Origin of the sequence: Saccharopolyspora antiqui, assembly GCF_052246905.1 — a bacterium.
Classification (GTDB): Bacteria; Actinomycetota; Actinomycetes; order Mycobacteriales; family Pseudonocardiaceae; genus Saccharopolyspora.
The window spans coordinates 408,589-423,225 of record NZ_JBQQBO010000001.1 but is presented as its reverse complement, the minus strand read 5'-3'; the positions used below and the strand labels follow the sequence as shown (position 1 = coordinate 423,225).

Sequence of the window (14,637 nt, the reverse complement as noted above, 5' to 3'; positions counted from 1 at the left end):
CGCTGGAAATGGGGCATTGTGAAGTCAACGACCGAGACCGATTACCGGACGATCCGCTCTCGTCTCACGCGCCTGATCATCGCACCCAGCGTGATCCTGTTGCTCATGTGGATGGTGTTCTCATCGTATGAGATCGCCGACGGGTTCTACGTCCGCGAGGTCGCGGTCGAAGTGCAGGACGCCTCGATCCCGGCTGTCCAGAGCCTCGTGGCGATCCAGCGGGAACGCGAGCTCACCATGCGCACCCTCACGGGCGGCGGTGCGGATCCGACCGCGCTGGAGAAGCAGCGCGGTGAGACCGACCAAGCCGTGACGGCGCTGACGGCGAAGCTGAATTCCCTGTCGGCATCGGGCGCGACGCCCATCGAGGTGAAAACCCAGGTCGGTGTCCTAATCGGTCTGTTGGACGATCTGCCGCGAGAACGCGCCCAGGTGCAGGTCGGTCTGGCGGCCCGGGAAGAGATCTACCGGTACTACAACTCGTTGCTCGACGCGGGAGCCGTGCTGTTCGACACGCAGGCGCGGATCGTCCCGGATGCCGAGGCCGGTCAAGCCGGTATCACGGCTACCGAGATCTTCCGTGCGGCGGACCAGATGTCCCGGGTGGCATCGCTGGGTGGTGGCGCGCTGGCGTCCGGGCGGCTCACACCCGATGAGTACCTGGATTTCGCCCATCTCGTCGGGACCTACCACGGCAGGCTGGCGACGGCGCTGCCGTTCGCATCCGACAGCGTCCAGGCCCGCTACGGCCAGCTGATCGGGAGCGGCGACTGGCAGCGCGTCACGGATTTCGAGAACGCCCTGCTCATCCGCGGCGCGACCAACGACCGCGACTTCCCGATGTCCGAACAGGACTGGCAGGACAGCACCGACCGGGTCGCCGCCCAGCTGATCGACCTGGCGAAAGCGCAGGCCGAGCACGGCGCCGCACTCGGCCTGGCGAACGGGAACGCGCGCTTCACCGGAGTCTTGGTGGGCAGCCTGGTCGCACTGCTGGCCGTGCTCCTCGGTATCGGATTCGCCTTGCGCAGCTCCCGGAAACTGGTGGATCGCGCCCTGGTCACCCGCCTGGCGGATCTCAAGGACGCCGTGCTGCGGCTCGCGCACGAACGGCTGCCCGAGATCATGTCCAGGCTGGAGCGCGGCGAGCGCGTCGACGTCGAAGCCGAGCTTCCGCAACTGAACTTCGGGCCTGACGAGATCGGCCAGGTGGCCGATGCGTTCAACATCGCGCAGAACGCTGCGGTGCACGCCGCGGTGCAGGAAAGCCAGGCCCGAGAGGGCATCAAGAAGGTGTTCGCCGGGATCGCGGGACGCCACCAGGCGCTGACCCGCCGGGCACTGGAGGCCATCGATGTCGTGGAACGCGAGGAGAAGGACCCGGACCGGTTCTCCAAGCTGCTGCTCATCGACAACCTCACCACCCAGCAGCAGCGGCACGCCGAGAACATGAGCATCCTGGCCGACCGCAAACCGGGTCGGCAGTACCGCAATCCGGTGTCCCTGGTCGACATCCTCTACTCCGCGGCTGGCGAGGTCGAGGACTATCCCCGAATCCACATCGACCCCGTGCCGCACGTGGCCGTGCAGGGTCCGGCGGTGACGGACACCATCCACGTGCTGGCCGAACTCATCGACAACGCCACCACGTTCTCCCCGCCCGACGAGCAGGTGCGGGTCAGCACCAAGGGCACCGGCAACGGCGTGCTCGTGGAGATCGAGGACGGCGGCCTGGGCATGAGCGAGGAAGGCCTGTACAAGGCCAACGCCATGCTGGCCGACCCACCGGACTTCGCCACGTTCACCCTGCAGGGAAATGCGCGCCTGGGACTGTTCGTGGTCGCTCGGCTCGCGCGTCGCCGGGGAACCGTCGTGACCCTTCGCGCCGCCGACCGGGGCGGCATCGTCGCCACGGTGCAACTCCCGCAGGACATCGTGGTGGCGGGCGCGGACTGGAAAACCGCGGCGCCCCACGAGGCACGACGGCATGCCCTCGCGGATTCCTTTCCACCGCGCGATGCCAGCGCCACGAGCCGGCAGCGCAGCCCCCGCGACCGCACGGCGGCACCCGCACCCGCGAGCACGGGCGAGGACGAGCAGCTGCCGGACGCCGACCTGGATTCCGAGCTGCCCAGGCGCAGGCGAGGAACGAACCTGAGCAAGCGCAAGCAGCGGACCGGATCGCCGGATGCCGAGGTCGGTGATGACCAGCGGCCAACGCAGCCATCGACGCGCGCTTACGCGTTCTACCGCGGCGCACGCAGGGGCCTAGGCGACGGATCTGAATCCCAGAACCACGAAGGATGACATGAGCAGCAACGATGTGAGCTGGCTGCTGGACGAATTCGGCCGGAACGTCGTCGGCGTCCGCGACAGCGTCCTGCTGTCGGCGGACGGGCTGTGCGTCGCGAAGTCCGAACGCCTGCCGGAGGAAAAGGCCGAAGAGCTCTCGGCCATGGCCGCCTCGATGCAGGCCCTGGCCACCAAAACCGGGTCGAGCTTCGACGGCGGATCGGTCCGGCAGACCATCATCGAGATGGACTACGCGTTCCTGTTCCTCGCCGAGGTCGGCTACGGCACCCGCTTGGCGGTCCTCGCCGGTGACGCGGTGGATGTCGAGATGATCGGGCAGCAGATGGCGTCACTCGTCGAGCGCGTCGGCGAACGCCTGAGCACACCACCGCGCGGGAACGGCGACGAGCAACCCAAAGGGCACGCATGATGGACAACGAATGGTTTGACGAAGCGGCGGGGCCGCTGGTGCGGCCCTACATGCGAACCGGCGGGCGGACCCAGTCCGCTGGCATGGATCTGGACGTGTCCACCCAGGTGGTCGCCAAATCCGGTGCGAGCGGCCAACCTGGTCTGTCGGCCCAGGATCTGGCCGTGATCGCGCTGTGCGAGCAGCCGCTTTCGGTTGCCGAAGTCGCGGCTGCCCTGGACATCCCGATCCTGATGGCGCGGGTGCTGGTCGGCGACCTCACCCAGCGCGGCACCCTCACGGTCGGCACCGGCGAGCAGGCGAGCTCCCCGAAGGCCCTGGACTTTCTACAGGAGGTGCTCGACGGTGTCCGTGGTCTCTGAGGAGCAGGCCGCTGTCCCCGAAATGCCGAAGTCGGCGAAGATCGTCTTCGGTGGTGGGTTCGGGGTCGGCAAGACGACAGCGATCGGAACCCTCTCGGAAATCCCGCCCATGCAGACCGAGGAGGTGCTGACCGAGGCCAGCGTCGATGTGGACGACCTGGCGGGCCTGGACGGGAAGAAGACGACGACCGTCGCGCTGGACTTCGGCCGGGTGAGCCTCAACAGCGGAGCCATGCGGCTGTACCTGTTCGGAACACCCGGCCAGGAACGCTTTTGGTTCATGTGGGACTCGGTCTGCGACGGTGCGCTGGGAGCGGTGGTGATCGTGGATACGCGCAGACTGGACCACAGCTTCGCGATCCTGGACTACTTCGAGGACCGGCAGATCCCGTTCATCGTCGCGGTCAACGAGTTCGAGGGCGCCCGTCGGCACACCGCGGAGAAGGTGGCCGCGGCGCTGGATCTCGACGACCACATCCCGGTGCTGCTCTTCGACGCGCGTGATCGCGAAAGCAGCAAAGCCGTCCTGATCAACATCCTGGAGCACGCGATCGACCACGTCCGCCGCACCGGAACGCCCGACTAGATCCACCGTGGGTTTCGGCGAACTCAAGCCGGAACTCGTTTCTCGCGTCGGGAACGGCGGGTGGCCGAGTTGGGTCGTGCTCGCCGACGGTGTCGGCTTGCCTTGCGCTCGCGGCGGATCGCGCGCAGGTAGGTCGGCACGTCGACGTGGATGGAGTCGATCGCCGCGGTGCCGTACCGGTGGGCGGCCCGGTCGAGATGGGTGTGGATTTCCGACGCCATGTCATCGGTGGACGGCACCGCCGCCTCGCCCGCGATCAGTTCGGCGATCCACTCGGCCTGCTGCTCGACGAGGTAGGTGATCGCGCCCACCGGCCGGATGAGCCCGGCGAAGTACAACCCGGGGTGGTGCGGCGGCAGCACCCGCTGGTACAGCGCGACCTGACCGCTGCGGGAGAACACCGAATCCGGCGGCACGAACGGGAACGACACGCGATATCCCGTGCAGAAGATGACGGCGTCGACGGCGTCGGCGGTGCCGTCCGCGAAGTGCACCCGCGCGGAACCGAAGTGGTCGATCATCGGTTTCACCGCGACGGCGCCGTGCCGGATGCGGCTGAGCAACTCGTCGGAGATCGTGACCGGGGCCTCCAGCACCCGATGGTCGGGCTCCGGGATTCCGTAGGAGGTGATCGGTCCGCGGATGATCCGCAGCAGCACCTCGATGAGCTTGCGCTGCAAGGGAAAAGGCAGCCAGGACCACCAGCGGCTCGCGGCGATCTCATCGATCGGGATGCCCATCAGCTGCTTGGGCACCACGTGCGCGCCCCGGCGGCAGGCCAGCGTCGTCTTTTCGGCCACACGGGACAGTTCCACCGCGATGTCGCAGGCCGAATTCCCGAAGCCCAGCACCAGCACGCGCTTTCCGGAATACGGTGCGGGGTCGACGTAATCGGCCGAGTGGATGATCTCGCCGTTGAATGAATCACTCCCGGTGATCGCGGGATCCGGGAGTCTCGGCTCCCATTGATATCCCGATGCCACCACCACGTGGCTGAAACGGCGGTGGTTTTCGCCGCCGGTGCGGTCGCGGGCGGTCACCCGCCACGTCCCGTCCGGCTCGGCGCGGATCGCGGTCACCTCGGTTCGGCACTCGATGTGCCGCGTCAGGCCGTGGTGGTCGGCGAAATCGCGGAGGTACGCGGCAACTTCGTCGTGCCGCGGGTACGGCGGGTACGACGCGGGCATCGGAAAACCGCTGAACGAGGTCACCGCACCCGAGGTGTTCAGGTGCAAGGATCGGTACGCGGGGGAGCGTTCGGACTCGCTTCCGCCCGTGAAACACCACACGCCGCCCAAATCTACGCCTCGATCGAAACATGCAAATGGAACATTGCGGCTCCGCAGTGCGCGTGCTACGGCGAGTCCGGAGAATCCGGCGCCGATAACGCAAACTTCACCGGGCAGGCCCCTGTTGGAGTCTTGATTTCGCTGTGGTTCCCCCGAATTTCGCATGAAGCCCACCTCTTCTGTAACGATCAGTCAAGGTTGCTCAAATCGAATGCGATATTTAATGATGTATCTGCGCCGACTTGATCCAGCGTAAGTCCCACTATGGAGGTCGGGGAAGTGTCCAGTCATCACGATGTGCCCCTGGTAACAAAAAGATGGGGAATCTACAGCGTATCCGAGCTGTCCTTCGCCGAATTCCTCACCGGCCACTGGAGAGAGATGTCCCATCAACTGGGATTCGCCAGCTCTGCAGTCGACAGATCAGTCTCCGAACTCGATGCCGTGCTGTCCCCGTGGGGCGATCAGCCGATCGGTTCGGCTTGCGCACCCCCTTCGTTCGTCTCCGCGGACGGCTTTCCCGCCGAGATGTCGGTGAGCTGGAAGGGCGGCGACGCGGAGCTGCGCGTGCTGTTCGAATCGCTCGGAACCGAGCCGACTCCGCGCAGCCGCCAGGAAGCGGGACTGGCGCTCACCCACCGCCTCGCCGAGACCCGTGGTGTTTCGCTGGACCGGTTTCACGCCGTCGCGGATCTCTTCCTGGCCGACTGCCCGCTGCCGAACCGGCCTACCGTGTGGCATTCGCTGGCCTGGCAACCGCCGCACCCACCGACCTACAAGGTCTACCTCAACCCGCAGGCACACGGCCCGGATCGCGCCATCGAAGTCGTGACCGAGGCGATGCGTCGGCTCAACATGGTCGCCGCCTGGAATCCGGTCCTCCAACGCCTTCCCGAACTGTCCCAGCGCGGCCACGAAATGGAATTCGTCGGCCTGGACCTGGACGAGCGGGCGCGGGCGCGGGTCAAGGTCTACTTCCGCCACCACCCGATGCGGCAGTCCGAAATGGACCTCATCGCCGCGCTCGCGCACCGCCACGACACCGAGCGGGCGAAATCCGCATGGCGGGCCATCTACGGTGGAGGTCACGACACCACCATCGACAACGAACCGCTGACCTGCCTCGCGTTCCGCTCGGGCAGCTCCGGTCCCGAGGAGGCCAACCTCTACCTGCGCCTGCCGGACAACGCCCGATCCGACGCCGAGGCCCACGACCGGATCGCCGCGCTGATGCGCTCCGAAGGCATCGATCCGATTCCCTACCAGAAACTGATCCACTCGATCGCGCCCGCCGCACTGGAAACCGTGTCCGGACTGCAGGAACTGCTCAGCTACCGCACGATCGCGTCGCACCGGCACGCCGATCTGGGCGTGTACCTGCGGTTCAGCACCTACCAAGCCCCAACCTGCCAAACCACGACCGACCCGGAAGACCACTGACACTCCACTGTGCACTCCGCAGCTCGTGAGCGGCCGTTGCATCAAAACGGGGATTCTCGCGCACGGGCACCCCGGGCCGAAACTGGGCCCAACACCCAGACCGGACATCGCCCCCAGTTCCCGGGCCGCGCGATGTCCTCCGACTGCCGAGATTGTTGCGCGTGCACGGACTTTACTCTGTCGCAACGTTTCGTATTCATGATCGAAATCTTGGCGGCCAAGGCTGGCAATCCCCGAATGGAGGAGGTTCCGCATGGCGCCCGCGACGCCAACCGACGACGAACTCGACACCCTCATCCAAGCGCGCTTGGCGCTGCTCGGCATCGATCTCACCCAACTGCCGCCGGGCACCGAAGCGGACCCCGAGACCGGCGCACCCGGCCGGGACGCCGCGCTGGAAAGCCTGCGCTCCTTCATGCGCACCACCGTTCTGCCGCTGGCCGCCTACCGATTCGGCGCGGATGCCGCGCTGGCGCAGCAGGTGGCGCCACCACAGCTCTACCCGTCCATCGCGACCGCCTGGACCCGCTCGTGAACGAACCTCTCGACCAGCGGGTGGACCGGCGTGGTTTTCTCGCCCGCACCGCCGCGCTCGGCGTCGCCGGAGCCGTGGCGTTGCCCGCCATCGCCGAGGCGGCGCCCAGCACCGACACCCCCACCGCACCCCCCGACGTGGAGCCGCGCGCGGCAGCGCTGGCCGATCCCACGGAGCTGACCATCGCCGAGGCGGCCACGCTGATCAGGCGAGGGCGATTACGCCCCGAAGATCTGGTCGCGGCATACCTCGACCGGATCCACGCCCACGATGGCACCTACCGGGCGTTCAACGTCGTCCGCGAGACGCAGGCGCTGGCCGAGGCCCGGGCGGCCGGGCGGCAGCGACCGCGCGGCCCGCTGCACGGCATTCCGCTGGCCATCAAGGACAACTACTTCACCGCCGGAACGCGCACCACGGCGAACTCGTACCTGTTCGCGGATTTCATCCCGCCCTACGACGCGACCCCAGTGGCGCGGCTGAAGGCGGCTGGCGCGATCGTGCTCGGCAAGACGCAGATGGGTCCGCTGGCCACCACGCGGGCGACCACCCCGGACGGTCAGGTCACCACGGTCAACGCTTGGGCACCGGCCCGACCCGAGGTCGACCCGGGTGGCTCGTCGACGGGGACCGCGACCGCCGTCGCCGGACGCCTGGCGACCTCCGGCACCGGAACCCAGACCGGTGGTTCGATCACCGCGCCGTCGAACGCGCAGAACCTCACCGGCCTCAAGCCGACCATGGGCCGCGTGTCGCTGCACGGGATCGTCCCGCTGAGCTACACCCGCGACCACCCCGGCCCGCTGGCCCGGGACGCCCTCGACGCGGCGATCATGCTGTCCGCCATGGCCGGAGCCGACCCGGACGACCCCCGAACCCAGGGCCTACCGGCGGTTCCCGACCTGATCAGCGCGGCGACGCCGGTCACCAAGCGCGGCCAGGTCCAGCTGCGCTGGCCGACCCGGATCGGCGTGATTCCCGGCTACGCCCCGGGGGACACGGAAACCGCGCGAGCCCGCGCGGCGTTCCTCGACGCCCTCGGGAACATCCCCGGCGCGACCGTGGTCGAGGTCCCGCTGCCGGATGAGTGGGAGCTGCTGACTGGCGACGTCTTCAACAACGTCCGGTTGCCCGAGCGCAGTGAGCAGTTCCTGCCGCAGTTGGCCGACGACCTGCGCAAGTTCGGGGTGTCGGTGCTGGGCTGGTTGCAGGGCGCTCTGCTGGGCGCCGATGAGTTCCTGATCGGCCAGCGCGCCAAGCTCCTGCTGCTCGACCGGGTGCTGACCGATCTGTTCGCGCGGTGCGACGTCGTGGTGCAGACCGGGCCGGTGCCGTTCGACATCCTCGGCCTGCCGGAGCTCGCGGTGCCGATCGGATTCACCTCCGACGGCCTGCCGATCGGGACCGTCCTGGGCGGCATGCCGTTCGCCGAGGACCGGTTGCTGTCGGTCGGGGCCGCCTACCAGGCGGTCACCGACTGGCACCACCGTCGGCCGAGCGACCCCGCCGCGGTCACCACCAAGCTGGCGCCCGCGCCGCGCCGACTCGGCGCGCTGGACGTGGTGAAAACCATGCAGTGACGCGAAAATCCGCCGACCGAGCGCGAGTTCCCCGGCGCACCGCCCGGATTCCCGGTGCGGGCGTGCCGGGGCACTCGCATTCCGGCCGGTCACCCGCCACCAGCGCGTCCGGTTTTCCGCGCTGGTGGCGGGGAGCTCTCACCGCTTCGACGTGGTGCGCTGCGCCTCGCGGACGAACGTCGGGTGGAGTTCGACACCCCAGCCCGGTGCGGTGGGGGCCGGTACGGCGCCGTCGACGACGCGCAGCACCGGTTCGTAGACCTCCTGCGTCCACGGGGTGCGCTCGATGCTCCACTCCTGGTACTGCGTGCACGCTGGCATCGCCGCGGCGAGGTGCAGCGTGAACACCTGGAGCAGCGAGTCGTTCGCGCAGTGCGGGGTGCACGGAATGCCAGCGGCCTCGGCCAACACGGCGACCTTGCGCGCCCGCGACACGCCGCCGAGGTAGCCGATGTCGGGCTGCACGATGTCGACCGCGCGCCCGCTGATCATCCGGTGGAACTGCGGCAGCGAGATGTCCTGCTCGCCGCCAGAGACCGGGATGTCCAGCGCCGCCGCCACCTCTGCGGTGAGCTCGATCTCCGGGAACGGGCACGGTTCCTCGAAGTGGAAGTAGCCGTGGTCCTCCAGCATCCGGCCCACCCGGATCGCGCGACCCACCGAGAAGCCGCCGTTGGCGTCGGCCGACAGGTCCACGCCGTCGCCGAGGACTTCGCGGGTGTGCGCGATGATCCGCTCGGTTCGACCGGGGGCCGCGTCCACGTCGCGGCCCATCGCATCGCCCACGCGGATCTTCACCGCGCGGAAGCCCTCTGCCGCGATGGTCTGTTGCAGGCGTTCGGCCTCGGCCTCGGGCGTGATGTCGCGCCGCATGCTGGAGGCGTACATCGGCACCGAGGTCCGCGCGTGCCCGCCGAGCAGCTTGGACACCGGCTGGCCGGTCACCTTGCCGAGGATGTCCCACAGCGCGGTGTCCACCCCGGCCAGCGCCCGGTGCAGGAAGCTGCTGGGGAACTTGTAGTGCACCCGAAGGCACTCGTCGACCAGCGCCTCCACATCCCAGGGATCCTTGCCCAGGAAGTGCGGCGCCACCATGGAATGCAGCACGTGCGCGCTGGTCGCCGCCTCGTACGGGGCGGTCTGCCCGATGCCTTCGGCGCCGTCTTCGGTGCGGATCCGGACGATGGCCAGTTGGCCGCGCACCAGGGTCTCGATGCTGTCGATCTTCACACGTACTCCTTGAGCAGGTCCACCAGGCGGGAGCGCTGCGCGCAGCGGTCGAATCGGAAGCAGTCGGCCAGCGCGCGGGCCTGCTCCTCGTCGATGCCTTCGAAGCAGCGGGCGAAGTCGTCGACCATCGGCTCCGCGAGCATGATGTGCCGCACCAGCACGTGGATCCACTGCTGCGGCCCGAACGGCAGCGGGTCGAAGTCCGGGAACTCTTTGGCGAAGGTGCTCTCGATCGGGTCGAGGATGTGCCGCACGCCGGTGTCGACCCCGCCCCAGACGTCGACGCCCAGTCGTGCCTTCTTGTCCAGTACGGGCGCGATCCGCCGCAGGTAGGGGGAATCCGGGGTGAGGTGCGCGATGCCCTGCAGGCCGATGTCCTTGTAGGTCCACAGGCTCCAGCCCGCACCGTGCTCGTCGTAGAGTTCGAGCTGGTCGGCGAGCACCCGGTAGCGGGCGTCGTCGCGGTCGGGGACACCGCCGTACATCGGCCCGAACTCGCCGACCCAGATCGGGGTGCCGGTGCGGCGCATGTACTCGGATCGCTGGAGGAACCGGGACTTGAGGTAGTCCCGGTCGACGTACTGCCCGCGGGAGATCCCCGGGTAGTCACCGCTGTCGGCGAAGCCCGCCAGCGCGTAGTCGTGCACCGTGTAGACGGTGCCCGGCCACGGCTCGCGGAACAGGTCGAAGTCGGTGGCGTGCCGGTTGCCGTCGAGGAAGATGACGTGGTCCGGGTCGACCGCGCGGATGGCGGTGTGCAGGCGCTGGTAGAACGGGCCGATCGCCGCGCCATCGGAATCGGCGGGCTCGTTGAGCGGGTTGTACCCGGCGACCCACGGGTTGTCCTTGTACCGGTCGGCCAGCGCCTCCCACAGGTGCACCACGCGGTCCTGGAAGTGCCGGTGGGTCCAGAAGAACGACCGGTGGGTGGGGTTGTCGCTGTGCCAGCGCTGGTTGTGGAAGCCGGGTGCGGCGTGCAGGTCGAGCACCGTGTACAGGCCGTTGCGGGCGCAGGTCTCGATCGCCCGGTCCAGCAGCCGGAAACCATCCTCCTTGAGTTCCATCGGCCGGTCGTCGTCCTCGAAATGCCGGTAGTGGAACGGCAGCCGGACGCAGTTCATGCCGATTTCCGCGAGGAAGCGCGCATCGTCGTCGGTGAAGAACACGTCGAGGAAGCGGTCGAAGAACGCCTCGTAGACGCTCTCGCCGAGGACCCGCCGAAGGGCCTTGCGCTGCAACTCCTCGGTCGCCGGATAGCCGGTGATGAAGTTCTCCATGTTCATCCACCCGCCCAGCCCCACCCCGCGCAGCCGCACCGGGCCACCGGCGGCGGTGGCGAGGTGGTCGCCCTCGACGCGGACCATCGCTGACTTGTCGTGCATGGTCTTTCGATCACTCCTCGGGAAAGTCCCGCGCGGCGCGGCGGGCTTGTCAGAGCCGGTCTTTGGTCTTGTTTTTGAAGCGGCGCAGCCGCTTATCCCACCTACGGCACTCGCACCGCCGCCCGCACCGCGAAGCAAAATGAGTTCATGGAGACCTCATTTGCTGAAACCGGCTGTTAGGCCTCGTACCAGGTATCGGCGGCCGAGGACGTAGGCAGCCAGCATCGGGAGGGTGGACAGCACCACGGCCGCCAGCACGGCCGGGACGTTCACGGTGAACTCGCCCTGGAACGTCCACAGCGCCATCGGCAGCACCCGCTTGTCCGGGCTCTGCGTGAGGATCAGCGGGAAGAGGAAGCCGTTCCACACGTGCAGCGCGTCGTAGATGCCGACGGTCACCAGGGCGGGCCGGGCCAGCGGCAGCACCAGGCTCCACAGCACGTGCCGGTCGGTGGCGCCGTCCAGGCGCATCGACTCGAACAGTTCCTTCGGGATGTCGCGGATGAAGTTCGCCAGGATCAGCACGGTGATCGGCACCGCGAAACCGATCGACGGCAGGACCAGGGCGAGCAGGCTGTCGTACAGGTGCGCACGCGTGATCATGTAGTACAGCGGGATGATCGTGGCGTGCACCGGGATCGCCAGGCCCAGCAGGAAGACCGAGAACGCGGTGCGGACGAACCGGCCCTGCCCGCGCACCACGGCGTAGGCCGCCATCAGCGACAGCGCGACGGTGACGACCACCGATGCCGCGGTGACGATGACGCTGTTGAGGAAGTACTGGCCGAAGCCGCTGCGCAGCACCAGCGCGTAGTTGTCCAGCGAGATGCTGGTCGGCGGGGCCAGCGGATTGGTGGCGAAGAAGCCGCTTTCGGAGCGCAGGCTGGAGATCACCACGTAGTAGATCGGCACGATGATGACGGCCAGCCAGCAGAATCCGCCGAGACCGGCCAGCACGTTCGGGGGTTGGCGCACGCCGCGCCTGCGCCGCGCGGCGCCCGGGCGCGCGGACGAACGCCCCGGTGCGACGGCGGTGGTCGGGACGGCCATCAGAGCCCTTCCTGTTCGCTGCTCATCCGGGCGAAGCCGGAGAACCTGGTCAGCACGAACGCCAGACCGAGCCCGATCACGACCAGGATGACGGCCAGCACGCTGGCGGCTCCCATGTCGTTTGCGGTGAACCCGGTGAGGTACATGTCCAGCGGCAGCAGCCGGGTGGCGTTGCCGGGCCCGCCGCCGGTGAGCACGAAGACCACGTCGAAGTAGGTCAGCGAACCGGTGACCATGAGCGTGGAGGACGTGACGATGGTGTACCGCAGCTGCGGCAGCGTGATGTAGCGGAACTGCTTCAGCCGACCGGCACCGTCGATGGTCGCCGCCTCGTAGAGCGAGTCCGGGATCTGCCGCACCGCGGCCTGGTACAGCAGGGTGTGGAACGGCACGAACTGCCAGGCGATGACGAAGACGACCACGTACAGCACCAGATCCGGATCGCCCAGCCAGTCCTGCGCCAGCACGCTCAGACCCGGCGTGGCGCCCAGTCCGAAGTTCGGGTCGAGGACGGCTTTGAAGGCGATCGCCACCGCCGCCGAGGACAGCAGCAGCGGCAGGAAGTAGAGCACCGCGAGCACCGCTCGGTAGCGCTGCGTTCCGGCTGTGAAAACCCCGAGCAGCAGGCTGATCGGGGTCTGCACCAGCCATGACGCCACCATGATCTTCAACGTGAGCAGCAGCGCGCCACTGGTCACCGGGTCGCTGAGCACGCTGGTCCAGTTGCCCAGGCCCTCCCAGCTGATCGCGCCGAGCCCGTCCCAGCGCACGAAGCTCAGCACCACCGCCCCGGCGAGCGGAACGAGGGCGAACACGACGAAGAACGCCAGCGCTGGCAACGCCAGCAGGCCGTTCGCGCTGGAGTTCGTGCGGCGGATCGCGGGCCCGCCGGGGTTGAGGACTGACACGTCGAATCCGCCTTCAGCTCTTGATCGTGGCGTTCATGTTGGCCGCGAACTCCTCGGGGGTGATCTGCCCGAGGAAGATCTGCTGGAGGTTCGTCAGCAGCGCGTCGCCCTGCGCGGGGCTGAGCGCCTGGTCCAGTGAAAGCTGGAAGTGGGGGGCCTTGGCGGCCAGTTCGTAGACGGTCCGGAAGTACGCCGGATCGCTGGACGCGGCGATCTCGTCCTCGATCCCGGCCACCGGGGGCACGTTGCCGACGGCGAGCAGATCGGCGGCGTACTGCTCGCCCAGCAGGTTGCTCTTGATGTAGTCGCGGGCCACCTGCTTCTCCTGCTCGGTGGCGCTGGCGGAGATCGACCAGAAGTTGGTCGGGTTGCCCACCACGTTCGCCGGGTCGCCCGCGCCGCCTTCGACGGCCGGGAACGGGAAGTACCCGAGCTTGCCCGCGGTGATGAAGTCGGGATCGGCGGTCTGGATCGTCTGGTAGGTCGCGGGCAGGCCCAGGCTCATGGCGGCCTTGCCGGTGTAGACCAGGGCGACGTCGGCCCCGCTGTCGGCGGAGATCGAGGAGAAGCCCTTGACGAAACCGTTGGCGTTGACCAGCTGCTGGATCTTGCGGGTCGCCTCCAGCACCGCCGGATCGGACCAGGCGCCGGGCTTGTTGGCCACCACGTCGTCGAGCACTTCGGGTCCGCCGATGCGGTCCACCAGGTACGCGAGCCAGGGCAGCAGCGGCCACTTGGCCTGGCCGCCGACGGTGAACGGGGCGATCCCCGCGGCCTGGACCTCGGCACCAGGGCCATCACCTCGCCCCAGGTCTTCGGGGGCTGGGCGCCGATGCGGGCGAACAGGTCCTTGTTGTAGTACACCATCACCGGCTTCACGCCGTTGTTCGGCAGCGCGTAGGTCCGGCCGCCCACCTGCCCGGTCGCGGCGATCGAGGGCAGGAAGCGGTCCTTGAGCGCGGGATCGGCGGCGAGGTCGGTGAGGTCTTCGACCGAACCGGCGTCCACATAGGACTTCAGTACGCCGCCGCCCCAGCCGTAGATCAGGGTGGGCGCGTCGCCCGCGCCGACCGCGGTGCGGATCTTCTGCTTGTACGGGTCGTTGGCGAAGGCCTGGATGCCGAACTGCCGGTTCGGCTGGGCGTTGTTCCAGGCGTTGAAGGAATTGCGGAAGGCCTGCTCGGTTACGCCGCTGATGATCCACGCGGAAGCGGCTCCGCTGGCGCTGTTGCCCGCCTGCGGCCCGGCTGTGCCGCAGGCGGCCGCGCCCGTCAGGAGCACGGCGAAACCGGCCGCGAGTACGGTCCTGCGCGATGCCTTCATGCTGTCCGCCTCCCTGCCCCGGTCACAGCGGCGTGCCCGGGGCGTAGTCGTAGCGCGGCCCCGGAGCCCAGGGGACTGGCATCGGTGCCTTGCCTCTCGCTGGCGAAGCGGAGTCCTATGTGGACCGGCCGAGGGAAACGTGGCGCGCCGCGCGGACCACCGCCGGTGCGCGAGGCGCTTCCGTTGGCCGGGTGTCCGCGAACAGGACTCGGCTCGCCTCGATTCGCGAA

Annotated in this window: 12 protein-coding genes and 1 pseudogene; 7 read left to right on the top strand and 6 right to left on the bottom strand. The window is 68.4% G+C overall.

Going from position 1 to position 14,637, the window contains the following annotated elements; genetic code table 11:
- The first annotated feature begins 90 nt into the window (after positions 1–90).
- The 4 genes from ACTWQN_RS01925 to ACTWQN_RS01910 are packed head-to-tail and all read left to right on the top strand — an operon-like array spanning position 91 to position 3,670.
- The gene (locus ACTWQN_RS01925; RefSeq protein WP_443201535.1) at positions 91–2,307 is read left to right on the top strand and encodes a sensor histidine kinase; all 2,217 of its coding nucleotides are present in this window, start codon (positions 91–93) and stop codon (positions 2,305–2,307) included.
- 1 nt (position 2,308) lies between these two features.
- Positions 2,309–2,722 (top strand): roadblock/LC7 domain-containing protein, encoded by a 414-nt coding sequence (locus ACTWQN_RS01920; RefSeq protein ID WP_443201534.1) that lies wholly within the window; start codon positions 2,309–2,311, stop codon positions 2,720–2,722.
- Positions 2,719–3,084, top strand: coding sequence for a DUF742 domain-containing protein (locus ACTWQN_RS01915; protein WP_443201533.1), 366 nt, complete (start codon positions 2,719–2,721; stop codon positions 3,082–3,084). The genes ACTWQN_RS01920 and ACTWQN_RS01915 overlap by 4 nt, the downstream gene beginning before the upstream one ends.
- A gap of 22 nt (positions 3,085–3,106) precedes the next feature.
- On the top strand, positions 3,107–3,670 hold the full coding sequence (locus ACTWQN_RS01910; protein WP_443202003.1) for a GTP-binding protein: 564 nt from the start codon (positions 3,107–3,109) through the stop codon (positions 3,668–3,670).
- 23 nt (positions 3,671–3,693) lie between these two features.
- Here the strand turns inward: ACTWQN_RS01910 and ACTWQN_RS01905 are convergent, their stop codons facing one another.
- Entirely contained in the window at positions 3,694–5,124 is a 1,431-nt protein-coding gene (locus ACTWQN_RS01905; RefSeq protein ID WP_443201532.1) for a flavin-containing monooxygenase, read from the bottom strand.
- Positions 5,125–5,238: 114 nt separating this feature from the next.
- Between ACTWQN_RS01905 and ACTWQN_RS01900 the strand changes: the two genes are divergently transcribed.
- From ACTWQN_RS01900 to ACTWQN_RS01890, 3 genes are all read left to right on the top strand, one after another.
- Positions 5,239–6,399 carry a tryptophan dimethylallyltransferase family protein gene (locus ACTWQN_RS01900; RefSeq protein WP_443201531.1) on the top strand — a complete coding sequence of 387 codons (1,161 nt, stop codon included), beginning with the start codon at positions 5,239–5,241 and terminating at the stop codon, positions 6,397–6,399.
- A gap of 253 nt (positions 6,400–6,652) precedes the next feature.
- Positions 6,653–6,934 (top strand): hypothetical protein, encoded by a 282-nt coding sequence (locus ACTWQN_RS01895; protein ID WP_443201530.1) that lies wholly within the window; start codon positions 6,653–6,655, stop codon positions 6,932–6,934.
- On the top strand, positions 6,931–8,514 hold the full coding sequence (locus ACTWQN_RS01890) for an amidase (RefSeq protein WP_443201529.1): 1,584 nt from the start codon (positions 6,931–6,933) through the stop codon (positions 8,512–8,514). The genes ACTWQN_RS01895 and ACTWQN_RS01890 overlap by 4 nt, the downstream gene beginning before the upstream one ends.
- Positions 8,515–8,652: 138 nt before the next feature.
- Here ACTWQN_RS01890 and ACTWQN_RS01885 read toward each other — a convergent pair whose 3' ends face one another.
- From ACTWQN_RS01885 to ACTWQN_RS01865, 5 genes and pseudogenes are all read right to left on the bottom strand, one after another.
- A complete protein-coding gene (locus tag ACTWQN_RS01885; RefSeq protein WP_443201528.1) occupies positions 8,653–9,744 on the bottom strand; it encodes a mandelate racemase/muconate lactonizing enzyme family protein in 1,092 nt (363 codons plus the stop codon).
- Complete coding sequence (locus ACTWQN_RS01880) at positions 9,741–11,126, bottom strand: glycoside hydrolase family 5 protein (RefSeq protein WP_443201527.1); 1,386 nt, start codon at positions 11,124–11,126, stop codon at positions 9,741–9,743. Before ACTWQN_RS01880 ends, ACTWQN_RS01885 begins: the two co-directional genes overlap by 4 nt.
- Positions 11,127–11,282: 156 nt before the next feature.
- Entirely contained in the window at positions 11,283–12,176 is an 894-nt protein-coding gene (locus tag ACTWQN_RS01875; protein ID WP_443201526.1) for a carbohydrate ABC transporter permease, read from the bottom strand.
- On the bottom strand, positions 12,176–13,084 hold the full coding sequence (locus tag ACTWQN_RS01870) for a carbohydrate ABC transporter permease (protein ID WP_443201525.1): 909 nt from the start codon (positions 13,082–13,084) through the stop codon (positions 12,176–12,178). Before ACTWQN_RS01870 ends, ACTWQN_RS01875 begins: the two co-directional genes overlap by 1 nt.
- Before the next feature lie 13 nt (positions 13,085–13,097).
- Positions 13,098–14,407, bottom strand: a pseudogene (locus ACTWQN_RS01865) (extracellular solute-binding protein).
- Positions 14,408–14,637: the final 230 nt, after the last annotated feature.